This window comes from Acidobacterium sp. FHG110202_01, from assembly GCF_059115305.1.
In genome coordinates, this window is sequence record NZ_JBZYWJ010000008.1 from 211,644 (window position 1) to 229,821 (window position 18,178).

General features: G+C 56.1%; 14 protein-coding genes. 5 read left to right on the forward strand and 9 right to left on the reverse strand.

The genetic code is table 11. The features are described 5' to 3' along the window. Positions 1-272: 272 nt before the first annotated feature. Positions 273-2,279, reverse strand: a complete 2,007-nt coding sequence (locus AC5S16_RS17590) for a beta-L-arabinofuranosidase domain-containing protein (protein WP_493931409.1) — start codon at positions 2,277-2,279, stop codon at positions 273-275. A 91-nt stretch (positions 2,280-2,370) separates the two neighbouring features. Between AC5S16_RS17590 and AC5S16_RS17595 the strand changes: the two genes are divergently transcribed. Then, positions 2,371-3,747 carry a mandelate racemase/muconate lactonizing enzyme family protein gene (locus tag AC5S16_RS17595; protein WP_493931410.1) on the forward strand — a complete coding sequence of 459 codons (1,377 nt, stop codon included), beginning with the start codon at positions 2,371-2,373 and terminating at the stop codon, positions 3,745-3,747. On the opposite strand, the gene AC5S16_RS17600 is transcribed toward AC5S16_RS17595, so the two are convergent. After that, positions 3,740-5,122: an AGE family epimerase/isomerase gene (locus AC5S16_RS17600; protein ID WP_493931411.1), complete on the reverse strand. Its 1,383-nt coding sequence runs from the start codon at positions 5,120-5,122 to the stop codon at positions 3,740-3,742. The two genes, AC5S16_RS17595 and AC5S16_RS17600, sit on opposite strands and share 8 nt — an antisense overlap. Positions 5,123-5,414: 292 nt before the next feature. Here AC5S16_RS17600 and AC5S16_RS17605 point away from each other — a divergent pair, with 292 nt between their 5' ends. Both AC5S16_RS17605 and AC5S16_RS17610 read left to right on the forward strand, forming a co-directional pair. Then, positions 5,415-9,038 carry a carboxypeptidase-like regulatory domain-containing protein gene (locus AC5S16_RS17605; RefSeq protein ID WP_493931412.1) on the forward strand — a complete coding sequence of 1,208 codons (3,624 nt, stop codon included), beginning with the start codon at positions 5,415-5,417 and terminating at the stop codon, positions 9,036-9,038. Positions 9,039-9,076: 38 nt separating this feature from the next. Further along, on the forward strand, positions 9,077-10,228 hold the full coding sequence (locus tag AC5S16_RS17610; protein WP_493931413.1) for a tetratricopeptide repeat protein: 1,152 nt from the start codon (positions 9,077-9,079) through the stop codon (positions 10,226-10,228). A 161-nt stretch (positions 10,229-10,389) separates the two neighbouring features. Here AC5S16_RS17610 and AC5S16_RS17615 read toward each other — a convergent pair whose 3' ends face one another. From AC5S16_RS17615 to AC5S16_RS17640, 6 genes are all read right to left on the reverse strand, one after another. Next, positions 10,390-10,542, reverse strand: a complete 153-nt coding sequence (locus AC5S16_RS17615; RefSeq protein ID WP_493931414.1) for a hypothetical protein — start codon at positions 10,540-10,542, stop codon at positions 10,390-10,392. Next, entirely contained in the window at positions 10,529-11,125 is a 597-nt protein-coding gene (locus AC5S16_RS17620; RefSeq protein WP_493931415.1) for a PadR family transcriptional regulator, read from the reverse strand. Before AC5S16_RS17620 ends, AC5S16_RS17615 begins: the two co-directional genes overlap by 14 nt. Before the next feature lie 485 nt (positions 11,126-11,610). Next, a complete protein-coding gene (locus AC5S16_RS17625; RefSeq protein ID WP_493931416.1) occupies positions 11,611-12,135 on the reverse strand; it encodes a hypothetical protein in 525 nt (174 codons plus the stop codon). Next, on the reverse strand, positions 12,132-13,802 hold the full coding sequence (locus AC5S16_RS17630) for a M28 family peptidase (RefSeq protein WP_493931417.1): 1,671 nt from the start codon (positions 13,800-13,802) through the stop codon (positions 12,132-12,134). The genes AC5S16_RS17625 and AC5S16_RS17630 overlap by 4 nt, the downstream gene beginning before the upstream one ends. A gap of 55 nt (positions 13,803-13,857) precedes the next feature. Continuing rightward, positions 13,858-14,943, reverse strand: a complete 1,086-nt coding sequence (gene mutY / locus AC5S16_RS17635; protein WP_493931418.1) for an A/G-specific adenine glycosylase — start codon at positions 14,941-14,943, stop codon at positions 13,858-13,860. A 29-nt stretch (positions 14,944-14,972) separates the two neighbouring features. Further along, complete coding sequence (locus tag AC5S16_RS17640; RefSeq protein WP_493931419.1) at positions 14,973-15,320, reverse strand: ArsR/SmtB family transcription factor; 348 nt, start codon at positions 15,318-15,320, stop codon at positions 14,973-14,975. A gap of 155 nt (positions 15,321-15,475) precedes the next feature. On the opposite strand from AC5S16_RS17640, the gene AC5S16_RS17645 reads away from it, so the two are divergent. Continuing rightward, a complete protein-coding gene (locus AC5S16_RS17645) occupies positions 15,476-16,438 on the forward strand; it encodes an NAD(P)H-dependent oxidoreductase (RefSeq protein ID WP_493931420.1) in 963 nt (320 codons plus the stop codon). Between the two features lie 50 nt (positions 16,439-16,488). Here the strand turns inward: AC5S16_RS17645 and AC5S16_RS17650 are convergent, their stop codons facing one another. Continuing rightward, a complete protein-coding gene (locus AC5S16_RS17650; protein ID WP_493931421.1) occupies positions 16,489-16,779 on the reverse strand; it encodes a YXWGXW repeat-containing protein in 291 nt (96 codons plus the stop codon). Between the two features lie 225 nt (positions 16,780-17,004). Here AC5S16_RS17650 and AC5S16_RS17655 point away from each other — a divergent pair, with 225 nt between their 5' ends. Further along, positions 17,005-17,829 (forward strand): sugar phosphate isomerase/epimerase family protein, encoded by an 825-nt coding sequence (locus AC5S16_RS17655; protein ID WP_493931422.1) that lies wholly within the window; start codon positions 17,005-17,007, stop codon positions 17,827-17,829. The last annotated feature ends 349 nt before the right edge of the window (positions 17,830-18,178 follow it).

Here is an 18,178-nt window from a genome sequence, read left to right on the forward strand (position 1 = left end):
CGATGCGACTTTGAGGATACCAATGGTGCGCGGGGCGAGTCGAATGAGCCACTACCGCGCCGGTCAAAATTCCGTTAATCTTGCCGTGTGTATCCGCAGGCTCCATCGCAATCGGAACCCCAGCAGGCACCGCCCGAGGATGCGCAGGCGCTGCACCACTCGGTGTATTGCCCTAACTGCTCCTCGCAATTGACCGGGCACCGGTGCAAGCTTGTCTGCAACCGCTGCGGATATTATCTGAGCTGCGCCGATTATTATTAGGCGATCGCGTCTTATGTCTTCAGCCAGGGAAATGCGGTGATTCGCAGTTTCGCGGCTGCGTAGGGAATCAGCATGATGCTCTCTTCCTGCTGGTCGCTCGTGACCGGGCTTTGCGGGACTGGATTCGCCACTCCATCTTCAGCCTGCCACGCCGGAAGTTTCCGCGCCTTCGCCTGAAGCTTCACCGGCGTGCCTTTCGCGCTGAAGGGATGATCTTTCATCTCTGTTTGGGTTGTTGTGATGCCCTGATCGAGACGAAGCGCATAATTCCACTGCGTGGTGGGATACACCTGCCAGTCCGCCGTCATGCCGCGATCGCGCAGCTTGACCCAGTCTTCGCCGATTCCGTAAGAGAAGACCAGCGGCCCGCGCTCTATAGCGACTGAATCCTGGAACCATTTTGATGTGCGCGGCTCAAGCGGAAACTCAACTTCAACGCGGTCTCCTTGTTTCCATTTGCGCTCGATGTGGGCAAAGCTGGCGGGAATGGCCGGAGGCTGCGGTTCTCCGTTGATTTTGATGGTTGCTCCTGCAGCCCATGCGGGAATGCGCAGCAGAAGCGGAAACGTCGCCGGGCTCTCAGGATTCACAGTGATGCGCACTGCGCCTTCAAACGGATAGTTTGTTTCCTCGACGAGATGCACTGGAACATTGCGAACGAGCGTGCGCGCTTCGCAGGGAGCATATGCAGTTGCGGCGATGCCGTCATCGTGCGACAGCATGAACAGGCTGGCAGTGAACTTCGGCCATCCTTGATGGAAGTTTGCAGCGCAGCAGCCGAAATTTGGTTCGAGTCCGAAAAGATTTGATTCGGGGCCATCGGTCGTCCAGGGCTTCCGGTGCAGGCTGCACTCCACCTGATTGGGTTCCTGATTGTATTGATGCGCCCACATGTCGTCGGTAAATGTTCCGGGAAGCGCGTTGAAGGCCAGCTTCTCCAGCCGGTCTCCGAGCATTGGATCACCGAGAATCGCGAGCGATTGCTCAAGCGAGAACATCGATTCGACTACCGTACACAGCTCCGAACCCTGCGAAGGATTAAGCCCGGCAAAGTGCTCGTCGCAGGAGAACATGCCATTCGGCAGGCCGTGATATTTGTCGAGTTCAGCGATCATCTGCAGCACGGCTCTGCGGTCTGTCTCGGAGCCCGAGACAAGCGACCACACAGGGCCGGTCTTGATGGCCTGCCCGTTGTTCACGCCGTGCGTGGAGAGAGCTAGATCGGCGAGGCCCTGGCCCTCGTCCAGTTTGAGGCGCTCTGCCGTGATGCGCTCCTTGAACTGAAAATCGGCGTACTGCGCGAGCCAGTCATGCCCTTGCGTGTGAAGCAGGCGCACGAGGTCGAGGAGCTTTGCATCGCCGGTGCGGTTGTAGAGCCAGATGACGCTCAGCGCTTCGTCCTGCCAGCGAAATTTTCCCCAGTCGCGCAGCGGTCTTTTCGGCAGTTCCGCAAGCTGGAAGGCGAAGTAGCGCTGCATGGCCGGAATGACGCGCGGATCGCCGGTTGCGTCATAGTACTGAGTCAGCACTTTGAGCATCACGATGCGCGGCCACCAGTCGTCGTTGGAGCGTGGCCCGAGCATGCCGTTGTCTGCCTGGTTGCTCAGAATCCAGTCGATATATTTCTGCGCTTTTGCCTTCAATCGCGCGTCATCGAGAAGATACGCGAGAGGCACCAGTCCATCGAGAAAGTAAGGGCCTCGCTCCCATGACTCGCCTTTGCCGCCGAGCCATCCACTGTTCGGGCCTACGTCCGCCCAGGTCTCGTCGAGATGCCCTCCCAGGCCATTGGCCTGAATCTCCATCTGCGCGCGCAGCCATCCCCGCGGCTCTACCGCGCCGAGCGGCAATTGATAAAATGCGCTCTGCGCGAGTGGCGTGCGATTCTTTATCACTGGACGCAGGGCAGGTTTCGAGTTATCTATGGTTGCGTTCAGAGTGCGAGGCAGGGAAGATGCAAGACCGGCGATTCCTAGTTGTTTAAGAAAGTGGCGTCGGCTGGAATGAAGTCGAGACATAGAAAGCGAAAATGCTCCTGATAAAGAAATACTGACGACATGGTAGTTGAATGCGGAAAGTGCTGCAGGATTGCCTGAAAGGAGAATAGAAATGTTCCGTCGCAATGGATCGAAGTTCAATCGCCGCGACATGATGAAGTCTTCTGCAATGCTGCTGGCCGGCGGGCTCGCAGGCCAGTCGTTCAAGAAGGCTGAAGCCGAGAGCCCGGTCAAGAACGTGAATCTCAACTCCAGTCCATCGACACTGAAGATCACGGACATGCGGTACTGCGTAGTGGTAAAGCCGGGTCCGAGTCCCTGCGTAATTATTCGCATCGACACCAATCAGGGCGTGTATGGGCTGGGCGAAGTGCGGGACATTGCCGGCCCGCAGTACGCGATGGTGCTGAAGAGCCGCATTCTCGGAGAAAATCCTCTGAACGTCGATTATCTCTTTGAAAAGATCGCGCAGTTTGGCGGAGTTTCGCGGCAAGGCGGCGGCGTGAGCGCGGTGGAGATGGCGCTCTGGGACATTGCCGGCAAAGTCTACAACTGTCCCGTGTATCAGATGCTCGGAGGCAAGTGGCGCGATGCGGTCCGCATTTATGCCGACACAACCGAGTCCAAGGACCCGCAGGAATACGGACGGCGCGCCAAGGAACGCAAGGCCATGGGGCTCACCTGGATGAAGATGGACCTCGGCATCGATACGCTCGAAGGCATTCCCAACACGGTGATGCAGCCCTCGGGCCTCAGCCAATGGGAGCTGCACAGCCAGCCGCACCCATTTGTAGCAACCGAAGTTACAGATAAGGGCATCGACCGCCTGAGCGAGTATGTGGCTGCGGTTCGCGAGGCGATCGGCTACGACATGCCGCTGTCCATGGACCATCTTGGGCATGTTGGCGTGAAATCGGCGATCCGCCTGGGCAAGGCATATGAGAAGTTCAATCTCGAATGGATGGAGGACCTGATTCCCTGGTATTACACCGACCTGTGGAAGCAGATTACCGAAGCGAGCCCCACGCCAACACTTACTGGCGAAGACATCTACGAGTTCACCGATTTTGAGACGCTTTGCCAGAACCATGCAGTAGATAAGATCCATCCCGATCTTGAGACCTCGGGCGGAATCCTGCGCACGCACAAAATCGGCGACATGGCTTTCCGCTATGGGGTTCCCATGGCTATGCATTTTGCGGGCACGCCTGTCGGCTGCATGGCGAATGTCCACTGCGCGGCGGCGACGCGTAATTTTCTTGCGCTTGAGAACCACTCGCTCGATGTGCCGTTCTGGCAGGACCTGGTGACGGGAATTGAGAAGCCCATCATCAACAAGGGCTACATCAAGGTTCCGGATGCGCCGGGGCTGGGCATTACGCTGAACGATGACGAAGTGAAGCGTCATCTGAAGCCGGGCACCGGATACTTTGAGCCGACGCCCATGTGGGACGAGAAGCAGTCCTGGGACGACGCGAAATTCAGTTAGCAGAGGCAGCAAGACGCTGGAGGCGCTCATTCACATTCATGAGCGCCCGCGCCTCGTGATAGGCGGCTTTCCACATCCTGCCTTTTTCAGTTGAGACCGGCGTGCCGTCCGGCTTGATGAGCTCATACTCGCCGTGGAGTTCTCTATCGAGCTGGTACTGCTGGATCCAGTGCCACTGCAGCTGAAACGCCTTCCAGTAAACATCGGTGGTGCGCCCATAGCGCTCATGCAGCAGCAGCGTCGTGTTCAACGCTTCCATCTGTACCCACCACTCTTTGAGAAAGTCATGCGGTTTGCCGTTGAAGGGGCCGGAATGGTAAAGGCCTCCATGCGCATCATCCCAGCCATAAGCAAACGCGTGATCCATCAGCATGCGGCCTGTCTTCTCCGTACGCTCTCGTTCCGCACCTGTTTCGTTGAGCGCTTTGCCAGCCTCATCGATGAGGTAGGTGGCTTCGACATCGTGGCCGTAGGAATCGTATTCCGGCACGGCCTGCCATGCGTTGGTGAAGAAAAGATTCATAGCTCCGGGCTGCACCGTGATGACGTCACGTACTAAATGCTGAAGTTCGGCAATGCGGGAGTGCAGCGTTGCGTCAGGCCATACGCGAATCAGTTCCGTAAAAGCTTCAAGCAGATGGATGTGCGTGTTCATTGACTTGTAGCCGACGGGAAAGCCGCCCGTCACAACCGTTTCGACAGTGGCGGCATAAGGCTCAGCCTGAAGCGGCGTGCCGTCCCGCGTAAGCCACTCGAAGTAGCCGCCGTTTTTTGTGTCGTGCGCATGTTCGTCAGCCCAGCGGAAAGCGCGCTGCGCTAACTCAAGATCACGAGCGTCATGCGTGACCTGGTATGCAGCGGCCAGAGCGTAAATGCAGAAGCTGATGCCGTAGAGATGTTTGTGGTCGGTGAAGGTGGGTGAGATGGAGCCATCATCTGCAAGCCCCCAGAAAAAGCCGCCATCCTGCTTGTCCCACATCACATTCGCAAGATAGTCGGCGCCGTGGCGCACATAGGGCAGGTACTGTTTGCGCAGCTCCGGGCGGCGGAGCACGATCTGCGCTGCGACCCAGGTCATACGTCCCTGAAAGACGGAGAACTTGCCACGGCTGGGAAGCGGGCTCCAGTCGCGGGCGAAATCGGCATGAAAACCGCCGTGGACATTGTCAATTGAGCGCGGATACCAGACGTTGAGGACATCCTGGTGAAGCATATTCTCGGTCTCAGTTGCGAAGCGCTGGTAGGCGGCCTTGCCGGCGGGCAGGTAATCGATCATGTCAGCTTTCGGAGAGGGTGGAGGAGTTTCCTGTGCATGCGGAATAGCAGTCAATGCGAGCAGCACGGATGCGACAAAGATGCGATGGAGTGCAGTCATTTTGCTTCCTGGGCAGGCTGAGATCATTTCAGTTCCGGGCAAAGAATACTTATAGACCCCTGCACGGGAGCCAATCAAACGGTTTATCAGTAGCCGGTGTAAGTATCCATCAGCTCACATGAAAATTTTCTTTCACGGATAAGGGCTTGACAGCACTCTGCTGAATTCCTTATCTTCGTGCCATTTTGGGTAACGATATCAGTGTGTACTCGAACGTAAAAAGCGCAGGCTTGTTCCTTTTCTGGCGCTCCTGAAACCTGCACGGACTGACAGCTTTTGTGGAGAGACGTTTATGAGAGGCACTTCTGTATTACGCGGCTGCCGCCGCATCCTGAAATCCCGTATTCTTCTTCTTTTGTTCCCACTGCTGCTCCTCGCCCCGACGCAACTCCATGCGCAGACAGGCCAGATTACCGGCACGGTCATCGATCCTTCAGGTGCCGCCATCCCTGGAGCTCAGGTGCAGATCGTAAACCAGGCGACAGGCGACCTCACGCGCAATGCGACGACGGATGCAGGCGGTACATTTCGCGCTCTGAATATTCCTCCCGCTACTTACACGATCAAAGTAACTGCTCCGGGAATGAAGGAGCTGGACCGCAGCGGCATCGTGCTCGACCAGGAGCAGAATCTCGGCCTGGGCCAGCTGCAGCTGACCATAGGCCAGGCTTCGCAGACGGTGACAGTGAGTACAGCCACGCCATTGATCGATGTAGCGACTTCCAACAATTCCGCCGTGATCGACCAGCGCCAGGTCGTCGAACAACCTTTAAACGGGCGAGATTTTGAATCGCTGATGACGACATTGCCTGGGGTGGTCACAAACAATCAGTCGCAATTCCGGCTGGTGTTTAACCAGACCGATGACTTCTACGTGAATGGAATGCGCGGCACGGCGAATAACTTCTTTCTCGATGGCGTGATCAACACCGACGTGGGCGCCAACGACGGCGAATACACCAACCTGAGCATCGATGCAGTGGGAGAGTTCAAGACCCTCACCGGCAACTTCAACGCCGAATATGGCCGCAGTCCCGGCGTGATGATTCTGGTGAATACCAAGAGCGGAGGCCAGCGCTTCCACGGCACGCTGTATGAATTCGACCGCAACACGGTCTTCGACGCGAATGACTGGTTCAGCAATCATTCCGGTTCGCCTCGCGCGGTCTTGAGGTTCAACCAGTTCGGCGGCAACATCGGCGGATATATTCCCATCCCGAAGATCTCGCCCAGAAGCAACAAGAAGGCCTTCTTCTTCTTTAACTATGAAGGGACGCGCGCCAGCCGGCCCAATGGCGGCACGTACTACACCATGCCGCAGCCGAAAATGCTCGGCATCGGCACGCCTAACGGAGAGGCGGACCTCTCACCTGTCTATCGTTCTGGCAACATGTGCGACTTCAGCGGAACTTCCACCTGCACGCCCATCCATGACACCAGCGGAAACCTCGTTCAGAATGGACAGGTCTTCGTGCCGGGATCGATCAGGTACAACTCGTTTGGCGAGATTCAAACAGGCACGCCTTTCCAAGGCAACATCATTCCAGCCTCGCAGTTCAGCAGCCAGTACGCGGCCATGATCAAATACTTCACGCCGGGCTATCGCGGGACGTTCGACCATCCGACTTTCAACAATGGATTCGGCGACGAGCAGCAGATCAACTTTCAGGACACATACACCTTCTACAAGAACCAGTATGTAGCACGCGTCGACTACAACTTCGGACCGAAGGCCAACGCCTTCTTCCGTTATGTCGACGACCGTCAGCAGGAAAGCCAGGGCTTCGGCATCTTCTCCGGCAACAGCTTTCCCGTGCTGCCGCAGTACCGCAAAAAGCCGGGCAAGAGCTATGCGTGGAGCCTGGTAAACGTAATCTCGCCTACTCTGACGAATGAAGCGACGGTCGGCTGGCTGCATCTGACGCAGGTCGTCGACATTGTTCCGGGCACGCCCACGGACACATACGACAAGACTCAGGTCGGCTTCAATTTCAGCGACATTTATCCGTCTACGAATACGCACAATCTTGCACCGAACATCAATACAGGCGACGGCTACATCAACGTCTCGGAATTTCCTTCCGGATGGACTTCAACAGGCAATACAGTAGTCGCGACCGATGATGTGACCAAGATATGGGGAAACCATGTGCTCAAGTTCGGGCTCTTTGCCGATCTGAACGAGAATGGTCAGGAAGGAACATGGCAGGAGAATCCCGCGATCAGCTTCGGCGCAAGCAATGAAAATCCCAATAACAGCAACTCTGGCCTGGCCAATACGCTTATGGGGAACTACACAACCGTCAGTCAGACGAACATCTTTGCGTTCGGCCACTTCCACTTCTTCCAGTATGAGGGCTACATCCAGGACAGCTGGAAGGCAACGCCGAGGCTGACGCTCGACTATGGCGTGCGTTATGAGTTCATCGGTCCCACATACACGGTCTCGCCCTATCACCAGTACTACTTCGAGCCGAACTTCTACAACCCGGCAAATGCGGTCTCGATCAACACTGCGCCCAATATTCCGGGACAGGTGCCTACACAGGGTTCCATTATTTCCAACTCGGGTGATCCGTATAACGGCATGGTGCGAGAGGGAACTAACGGTCTGCCAAAGGGCGGATTGAAGTACCGATGGAATAATTTCGGTCCTCGTCTCGGTTTTGCCTATGACGTATTTGGCAACGGCAAAACAGCGCTGCGCGGCGGAGCAGGCGTCTTTTATGAACGCTACGAGCAGAATGTGTTTAATTTCGGAGGCCTCAGCAATCCTCCTCTGGTCTACTCTCCGACAATCTACGGCGGCAATATCGGCGACATCTCTCCGTCGCTGGTGAACGGAGCGCCTCTGACGCCCGCAAGCGGTGTCCTGTCATCGGATCGCGAGGGCCAGATTCCTACGACCTATGGCTACAACCTGGGCCTTCAACAGGAGCTGCCAAACAAGATGGTCTTTGACATCAGCTACGTCGGCAATGTGAGCCGCCATCAGATGTACAACCAGGAGCTGGAGCAGCTGCCGCTGGGCTACACCACGAGCACAAATGTTCTCTCGACGGTCAACAATGTGACGGCGGCGATCCTGCCTTACAGGGGATACACATCCATCCGCTACAACAAATTCGGCGGCAGCAGCTCTTACAACGGACTGCAGGTGAAAGTCTCGCGCAGGTTCAGCGACAAGCTTACGTTCAACGCTGACTATACCTGGGCCAAAGCGATCGATCTCGATGACGTCGACTTTGACGCGGATGTTTTTCCTGATTACACACAGCTCCATCGCTTCTATGCGCCGGCAGGCTTCGACCGCCGGAATGTTTTCAACTTCCAGTATGTTTACAACTTTCCCGACTTCAAAGGCTCGAACAAGCTGGTGCAGCTTACTGCCGGAGGCTGGGAATTTTCCGGAGTCACGCAGTTCTGGGGAGGCTCTCCGTGCCTTGCGAACAACAGCCCTACGAACGATGCCTGCGACCTGAGTTCGAGCGGCAATCTTGGCAATGGCGGGTTCGGTCACATCCGTCCCGACTATCTTGGCGGCACCATCAAGACGTCTCATAGTCACGACGTTCCTGCGGGACAATTTCCGCAGTGGTATAACCCTGCGGTCTTCGCTTCACCGGCCAATGGCAGCTTCGGTAATTTCCGCCGCAATACGATTTACGGACCAGGCGTCAATAACTGGAACATGTCGCTCTTCAAGAACTTCATCTTTACGGAGAACATGCGCTTCCAGCTGCGGTTTGAGGCATACAACGTCTTCAATCACACGCAGTGGGGAACGGTGAACAACAGCTTGTCGGCGCCGACGCCGGGAACGCCTTTCTCCGGCGCGAATGCAGGCGCTTCAGGACAGATCACTTCGGCGCGCGATCCCCGGCAGTTGCAGATCGGAGGGAAGATCTACTTCTGATTTTCCTTGCTGGCCAGGCTTATGCTGGATGAGTCTCGATGAAGCTTTCGCTTTCAATCCTGGCCGTCGCTTTGCTGCTTTCTGCACACACGACACTCTCTGCTGATGCGGACAAGGCGAGGCAGATCTTCGAGTCTGCCATGCAGGCGTTGAGTTCGGGCCAGTATTCGGAGGCAGAGGCCGGCCTTCGCAAAGTACTCGAGCTCGATCCGCATAATGTGAGCGCGCTTGCAAATCTGGGCGTGCTGTATTCAAGAACGCACCGCTATACCGAAGCAATCGATGCCTACAAGCAGGTTCTGCGCTTCGATCCGCAGTTGAAGGAAGCGCAGCTCAATCTTGGCCTCGCCTACATGAAGCAGGAAGATTATGTGCATGCTGCGCCGTACTTCAGGCAGCTGCATGATCGTGATCCATCGAATCACCAGGCAACGATGCTCTTAGCTACCTGCCTTGCCTTCAGCGATCACGCGGACGAAGGCATTCGTCTGCTGAAGCCGCTGACCGATACCGATGAGCCGGACTCCGCCGCGCTCTATCTGTTGGGAATCGCCTATTCGCGCGCGGGGCAGTCACAGGCAGCGCAGGAAGTTTTCACGAAACTCTTTTCAAGTGGAGCGACTCCGGCGCAGGCCGGCTTTCTCATGGGAAAGGCATATGCCGAGGCAAGAAATCTGCCCGAAGCAAAGGCCGCCTTTCAGTCAGTGCTTGCGGCCAATCCTGCATTTCCCGAAGCCCACCGCGAGCTGGGTAAGGTCTGCATCACCCTCCAGGAAAATGTAGAAGCAGAGAAACAACTGAAGCAGGCCATCGTGGATGATCCGCAGGATGCGAGCGCCATCTACTATCTGGGCGCGCTGCTGGTGCAGACGGAGCGTTATCAGGAAGGGCTTGCGTATCTTCAAAAAGCGCAGAGCATGACGCCTGATTCATGGGCGGCCTATTTCTATATGGGGAAGGCTGAGCTTCAGCTCAAGCACACAGATCAGGCGGTGACGCTGTTGCGCCGGGCCGCAGATATGAATCCCGATGATTCAGGAGCATTCTATCTGCTGGCCAGGGCGCTGCGGTCTGAGGGGCATCCGCAGGAAGCCGATGCTGCTATGCACCGCGTCATGGAGCTCCATACCACTGCGATTGATGCAGAACGGCAGGCGCTGAAAGACGCGCATGTTGTTTCAGACCATTAAGAGCGGTTTCTAAGTATGGTGTGTTTTAATTCGCTAAATAAATGCTGTCATCCTGACCCTGACTCAGAGTGAAGCGAAGAGGAAGGGGAAGGACCTGCTTTTCTTCAATTTGGTAAGAACGTACATGCCTAAATTATGCAAAGAATCTCTGCCTCACTATATTAGGTATGTAGTTTTTCTTCATGCTTTGCGAGCTCGCGGCGCAGGCGCTCGTTCTTGTCTAACAGTTCGACTACGAGCACCTCAAGATTCGAGCTCTTCATTTCGAGCTCGCGCACACGGTCCTGCAGAGCATCATTTTCAGATGGATTCAATCTGTTTTGCGGCTGCATCGATGATCTCCGCAATTTTGGCTACCTGTTCCTTGGTGAGCTCTCCCTGAGCGAAGCGCAGTTTGAGAGCGAGCTTGAAATTGTGCATGGCGCGCATGATCTGCGGCGAGCGTCCGCGTCCGAATGCAGTGCCGACCTGGTCGATGCGATGGAAGATAGCGTCGACGAGCGGCTTCTTCGCCTTCAGTTCCTGCTTTCCGGTTTCGGTGATGGCGTAGAGTTTCTTTCCGCCTTCAGTGGATGTAACGGTGGCAAAGCCTTCTTCTTCAAGCAAAGTGAGGGTTGGATAAACGACGCCGGCGCTGGGTGAATAGATTCCCGAGAGCCGCTCGCCGATGGCCTTGATGATTTCGTAGCCATAGCTCGGCTTTTCGGAAATCATCTGCAGGATCACGTAGCGCAGCTCGCCGTGGTCAAAGAGCCTTCCGCCGAAATCACTGCCGAACCTGTGGCCGTGGCGGCCCCAGAATTCGCCCATTTCGCCGAAGAAGCCATGACGCCCGCCGCGGAAGTGTTTCCGGTGCCCGCAACGTTCATCTTCTGGATTTGAAAAATCTCTAAACATAAAATACTCCTTCGATATAACTTAAGATATATCTAAATTAGCTCTTGATGCAAGATATTTTAGATATATCTTTTTTGAATTGACATGAGCTGATTCGTTTTTGATAGGGCGGCAAAATGCGGGTGCCCCAGGTTTCCCCTGAGCGAAGTCGAAGGGTAACCTGGGGATTTTTCTGTCCTTCTTTGGCCTGGCCTGCTCAATATCCTTGTCAAGGGTTCCCAAAGTAATTTTTTGCTGTAAATTATTGATTTTAAATGATATTTGTTTAAACTCTCAATGACCTGGCATTTCCTCTCTCTCTGATATCCTGAATATGAGAAGAAATAGACAGAAAACCCGCCTGCATCCGGCGGGTTTTCTATTGCCTGGAATCAGGACTTTGCATGGAACCTGCCTGTTTTCAATACTTTGCCGCATTAAAAACAGAAACCATGTATTTTCAAAGACTTAACGCCCCCCCAGGGGAGGGGAGAGGTGGGCATGCCTTATCCCAACTGCCTGCCGGACTTCAGGGCAACCGTGCGGCGGTTCTCGGTCTTATTGGCGGCATCGTGCTCGATCAGGTCTCCCATGAGCACGTAATAGCCGTCGTCATCGCGCGTCTTACCCGCGCCGCGCAGGATGGTTCCTTTGAAGGAGTACCAGACACCGTGCACCTGGCGGGTGGTGAAGCTTAGTTCTTGATTTTGAAGCGACGTCTGCTCGAAGAAGAAGGTCAGCGGGGTGCCTTCGTCGCTGTAGCCGTCCCCCTGGCGGGAGATGTATCCGCTCAGGTCGCCGAACTGCAGGGTGATCTCGATGAGCTCGCCCGATTTGCCCAGCATGTACTCGCCCGAGGCGTCTTCCGGGATGATGGAGTTGCTCCGGCCATGCTTGACTACAATCGGGCGGTCCAGAGTATTGGGGTCGCCGCGATGATGCAGTTTAGGATCGTTCACGGTCTGCGCAGCAAGCGCAAGAGGCACGAGCAGCACTATAAATAGACGACGCTTCGCCTGGCCTGACATCAATTGCTTTTCCTGCGTGCAGCCTCGAACTCGTCGCCGGGCTGCCAGCCAATCGGCTTTGAGTTCGACATGGCCTCCCATCCAAGAATGAACCCGAACTGAGCCATTTTGGCGTTGCCGCGGAAGTCCATATCGGGCTTGTACTCGTCGGAGGGCTGATGATAGCGATGCGCGGTGAAGTCTTCCATCTGCTGTTTGCCCCACTCCGGCGTCTGGCCTTCAAAAAGCGTGCCCTGCCCGATGGAGAAAGCGGGAATGCCGACGCGCGCAAGGCTGAAGTGATCAGAGCGGTAGTAATGGCCGGCGCCGGGAAACTGGTCCGGCTCAATGGTGAGGTTGAAAGCCTTGGCGGTCTTCTCGACCTCCGGGTAGAAGGTCGTGCGCTCTGCGCCGCCGACTTCTGCAGCGGTGGGAACGCCGATCGGGTTCAGCATGTCGTAGTTCAGGTCGAGAGCAATCTGCGACGCGGGAACGGGCGGATGCATGCCGAGCCATTGCGAGCCGAGCAGACCCTGTTCTTCCGCGGTGACCGATGCAAAGTAGACATGATGCGGTGGCCTGGCCTGCGCGAAGGCGCGAGCCATCTCCAGCAGGATGCCGCAGCCTGTGGCGTTGTCCGCGGCTCCGTTATAGATGTTGTCGCCTTTTGCGTTGGCATCGATGCCCAGGTGATCGTAGTGCGCCGAATAGAGAACAGCCGCGCCGGCCTGTGCTCCGGGAACCTCGGCGACGACGTTGGCTGATTCATAGCGACGGACCTTGCTCGCTATATGCGCCTTGAAGTGAACCGGCAGCTCGACGGGATGGAAGCCCGGCTTGCCTGCCGCATCGATCAGGCTGTCCACATCGCTTTGCTGGCCTGCGGCTGCGAGCAACTTCTGCGCGACGTCGTGCTGGATCCAGCTGGCGGCTTTGAGCGTGGCTGTCGGATCGCTCTGCAGATAGGATTTTTCTATGGCCTGCGAATCGCGCACGACCTGCCACGGATAGCTCGCAAGGTCGGTGCGATGGATGATGAGCACTCCTGCTGCGCCTTTGCGCGATGCTTCTTCATATTTGTAAGTCCAGCGACCGTAGTAGGTCATGGCCTTGCCTTTGAAGAAATTTTCATCCTCAGACGGAGGCTCGTTCACGATCACGAGCAGGACTTTTCCTTTCACGTCAACGCCGGCGTAGTCGTTCCAGTGGTACTCAGGAGCATCGATGCCATATCCGACAAACACAATAGGCGCATCGATGTCTGCTGACTCCGAGCCGGTCTGGTCTTTGCCGACCCAGTCCGTGCTGTAGGCGAGCGAGAGGGGCTGGCCGCTGGCAGGGACGAGTTGGGCCGTAGTCTGGTCTTCGACCGTGTGCACCGCGTAAAGCGGAACCTTCTGGAAGTAGGTTCCGTTGTCGCCCGCAGGCTTCAGTCCATCTAGAGCGAACTGCGTGGCGATGTAGTCGGCAGCCAGTTGTGCTCCACGCTGGCCGGGGCCCCGTCCTTCAAGCAGATCGCTTGCGAGAAAGCGCACATGCGCGCGTATCTTTTCAGGATCGATGGTTGCCGCGGCCTGGCGCGCGGCCTCGGGCACTCCGGGGACGGCAGGAACCTGCGTCTGGCAAAGAGCTGAGACGGCAGAGAAAAACAGGACAGCAGAAGCGGAGGCCAGGCGGGGTAGTTGAATCATTCATGCTCCAAATGAAATACCGATTAGCAGCAGGAAATCTGTAACAACCATTTTGCTACAGAAAGAGCCGGTCTATCGCAGGGAAAGCGGCCTGTTTGGCAGGGAACGAGCGGGACGTTCCTGCGGGGAGCAGACGCAGGCGCTTCAGCACCTTGCGCGCCAGCCCCGTGAGCGGCAGACTTTCGAGCTCGCCGGCTTTGATCCACCTGCGTGTTTTGCTTTTTGGCAGAAGGCGAGTTTCGTCGGCTGTGAACACAAGAATATCCACGGAATAGTTCGTAATTGTGATGGAGTGGCGCACGGTGAGGAGCAGGCGGTCTTGATCCGCTTCGGTTTCACTCAAGTGCGGCAGTTCCCACATGCCGGCCATCAGCGATGCCTCGTGCGAGCGCTGCTCGAGCAGCACTTCGATCCGGCCTCCGCGCTTTTCGCGCTGCACGAATGCGTAACTGACACGCTTACGAATCATCTCTTTGCGTGTTGTGGTGGGATGCTCGCCCTGTGTGCGGCATAGCTTTTGCACAGGGCATTGGAGGCACAGCGGGTTCTTAGGAAGGCAGATGGTCGCGCCCAGCTCCATCATGGCCTGGTTGGCGTCGCCGGGGCGCTCGTGGTTGAGCAGCGCCTGCGCAATGCTGCGAATGAGTTTGTCATTTGACTCACTCTGCAGTCCGGCCAGACGCATGACGACGCGTTCGACATTGCCGTCGACCACAGCGACAGGCTCGCCGAAGGCAATGCTGGCAATCGCCGCCGAAGTATATTCGCCAATGCCAGGCAGCTTGCGCAGGTCATCTGCAGTCTCAGGCATCTTTCCTGCAAACTCAGCAGCGATGACCTTTGCCGCTTTGTGCATCATGCGGGCGCGGCGATAGTAGCCCAGGCCGCTCCAGATGGCGAGGACATCCGGCTCCTCAGCTTCGGCCAGGTTCTGGATGCGGGGAAAGCGCGCCATGAAGCGCGCATAGTGATCGAGCACCGCATTGACGCGCGTCTGCTGCAGCATGATCTCTGAAACCCAGATGGCATATGGATCGCGCGTACGGCGCCAGGGAAGATCGCGGGCATGTTCGTCATACCAGGCGAGAAGCAGGCGGCGAAACTGTTGCACTTGTTGGGGAGAAAACACTTCGCCGCTCATGGTTGGATTTTATTCCAGCCAGACCCGGTTTACTTTGCGACGGGGCATTGCTTCCGCGTTTTTTTCCCGTTCTTCCGGATCCCATTGAGCACGCTCGGCAGCAGGCCGGGGAAGAGCGCTTCAAGATCGTCGATGCGCAGCCAGTTGATCAGGGATGTACCATTAGGCCGCGTGCCTACAATGCCCGCCTCGCGCAGCACGCGGAAGTGATGCGAGAGCGATGATTTAGGCATATCGAGCAGGAAAGTGCCGCATGCGCGTTCGTTGCCGTCAAGCTGGCGAATGATCTCCAGCCGTACGGGATCGCCCAGGGCGTAGAGCACCGAAGGCAGGTTGATTTCATTCCGCAGCGGCTGCTTTGTGGTCTTCAGGGCCATCTTCAATCCGATTCTTATAGATTGTCAAAAGATGCGGGCTTGTGGGGCCTGTTTTCGGAGCAGCTTAAATTTTTTTATGTTCGATAAAAAGGAAGGAACCCCGAATCGCGGCGAAACTGTGAGTCATCCAACCAGCACTAAACAGGAGAATTCCCTTGAACATTCTGATCGTCCATGCACATCCTGAGCCGCAGAGTTTTTGTTCAGCTCAGGCGCGCACCGCCGCCGAAACACTCGCTCAGCTGGGCCACGCGGTAACGGTATCTGACTTATATGCCGAGGGTTTCAATCCTGTTTCTGGCCGCGCGAATTTCACCAGCGTGAAAGATCCGAATTATTTCAAACAACAACAGGAAGAACTCTACGCCACAGAGCACAACACCTTTGCTCCGGATGTGGAAGCCGAGATTCGTAAGCTCGAAGCCGCGGACCTGGTGATCTTCTCCTTCCCGCTGTGGTGGTTCGGCATGCCCGGCGTGTTGAAAGGCTGGGTGGACCGCGTCTTTCCCATGGGGCGCGTCTATGGAGGACCGAAGCTCTATGAAGGCGGCCTCGGATCAAAGCGCAAAGCGCGCGCCATGGTGCTGATGACAACCGGCGGTGGTCCTGCTGCATATGGCGCGCGCGGGGTGAATCCGCAGCTAAGCGCAGTTCTTGCTCCCATCCAGCATGGTGTTTTCTGGTTCAATGGCTTTCGCTCGCTGGAACCTTTTATTGCCTGGAGCGCGTCACGAGTTTCAGATGAAGAGCGCGCGCAGTATCTGGAGCAGTTGAAATCAAGGCTGCAAGGCATTTTCGAGGAGGCGCCGGTCGAGCTTCCACCGCTGGCTGAATTTCCTCAGTTTGGGCCGGACACGAAGAAGCGCTTCAAGGTTGTTGTCAGCAGGAAGCAGGCTCCAGACGATGCATACCGCGCGCGGATTCCGCAGGAAAAGGCGCGCATCGCAGAGTTTCGTCGCACCGGATTTGTTCTTGAGGATGTATTTTCGCCTGCTGATGCGAAAGTGTGGCGCGGGTTTCTTACGGTGAGAGCGGGTTCAGAAGATGAAGTGAAAGAGAAGCTGGCGACTCTGCCGCTGGCTTATAACCTGAATTTCGAGATTTATGAGCTTGGATGACAAGGCCCGGGGCAGAAACCCCGGGCCTTGTCTTTTATTCATGGCTCACGTTAGTAACGCCAGTGCCCGCGGATGTAGTACCAGCCACCGCCGCGCGGTACCCAGCGCCCGGGAATCCAGGCAGCTCCAGGACGCGGAGGAGCCGCATAATAGCCATGGGTCCAGACGTAGCGTCCACCATACCAGCGGTGATATCCGGGAACCCAGACATAGCCCGGTCTGGGAGGCGGCCCGGGGCGCTCTACGACTACGGGAGGCGGCGCTACACGCACGTACTGTGCAAAAGAGGGCACAGCGGCCAGAGAGCAAAGCAAAATTCCAAGCAAAGCGAATTTTTTCATAAGGTTCATCCTCAACGATTCTCAATTGAGTTCAGAGCACCATCGCGCTCTGCCCACATCCATCAAATGCCATTTGTGAAGGATAGTTGCGGGAAAAATGTAAAGGTTTGTCGGCGCACGGTTCTGTTATCGGGCCATTGCCCCGATCGTTGCGTGGAAAAGGTTTGTTGCAAAGAAGCTCAAACAAAATGAGAAGATAGACACAGGAACCACCGCACAATATCCATGCTTAAAGTCATTTCGACGCACGTCTTTCTGCGCAGCCGCCTGCACCCTGGCTTTCTTGATCTCTTTGCCCGCGCCGGAGCGCAGGGCGTTGAGCTTTTTGCCGCGCGCCAGCATTTTGATTACACCAGCCGCGCACATGTCCGCGAAATAGCCGACTGGTTCCGCGCGAATTCCATTGAGGCGTTCTCCATGCACGCGCCCATGTTTTCTGATCTTGAGATGGGCCGCGGCGGATCGCCGGGCGTGAATGTGATTCATCCGGAAAAATCACGCCGCGTTGATGCGATGGATGAGATCAAGCGCGCATTGGAAGTAGCCGAGCAGATTCCATTACGGTATCTGGTGCTTCATCTCGGCGAACGTGAAGACACATGGAGCCCGCGCTCACTGGAAAATTCTCTAACGGCGCTTGAGCATCTGCGCGCTTTTGCGAATCCGCTGGGTGTGAAACTGCTGGTTGAGAACATTCAGAATGAAGTCACGCAGCCGCACAATATTTTAGAGATCCTGAGTGTCGGGCACTTCAACGACATTGGCGTTTGTCTTGATGTGGGGCATGCCCATATTGGCGATGGGGTCTCCTCTGTTCTCGGTGAACTGCGCGCGCACGTTCGTTCCTCACATCTGCACGACAACAATGGCAACCGCGATGAACATCTCTGGCCCGGGGATGGCACGATCGATTGGGACGAGACTCTCAAGGGATTGAAGTCGGCGCCGCAGACGCCTGCCGGTGTTCTCGAGATTCACTATGCCCTGGATGAAACCCCGGAGGCCGTGGCAGCAAGGGCGCAGGCTGCATTCGAGAAGTTTGATTCTTAGCACCCGCTAATTCAATTCCGAAAAATGGCGACACCCGAATTCCAGCGGCGTGTCGCATTCTATTTACGAGTTAGTTAGCAGCGGCACTAAATAAGCGGATTTTATTTGCTACTGTTGCGCTAGTTTATTTGCGGTTATTTTGCATAGCTCTTTCTCTAAGCAAACAGATGTTTTCTCACCGAGCGCGACCATCAAACCTCTCTCATGAAATCGGCAGATCAATAAAAGTCATTTATTGCGCCGCGCGAATTTCATAAATACCCCTAATTTCCAGTTGAAACGTGGAATACCCCAAACTAAGTTTGGGCATGGAAGTTATCCGCCAGACGTTTCACCCTTCGCGGTACCC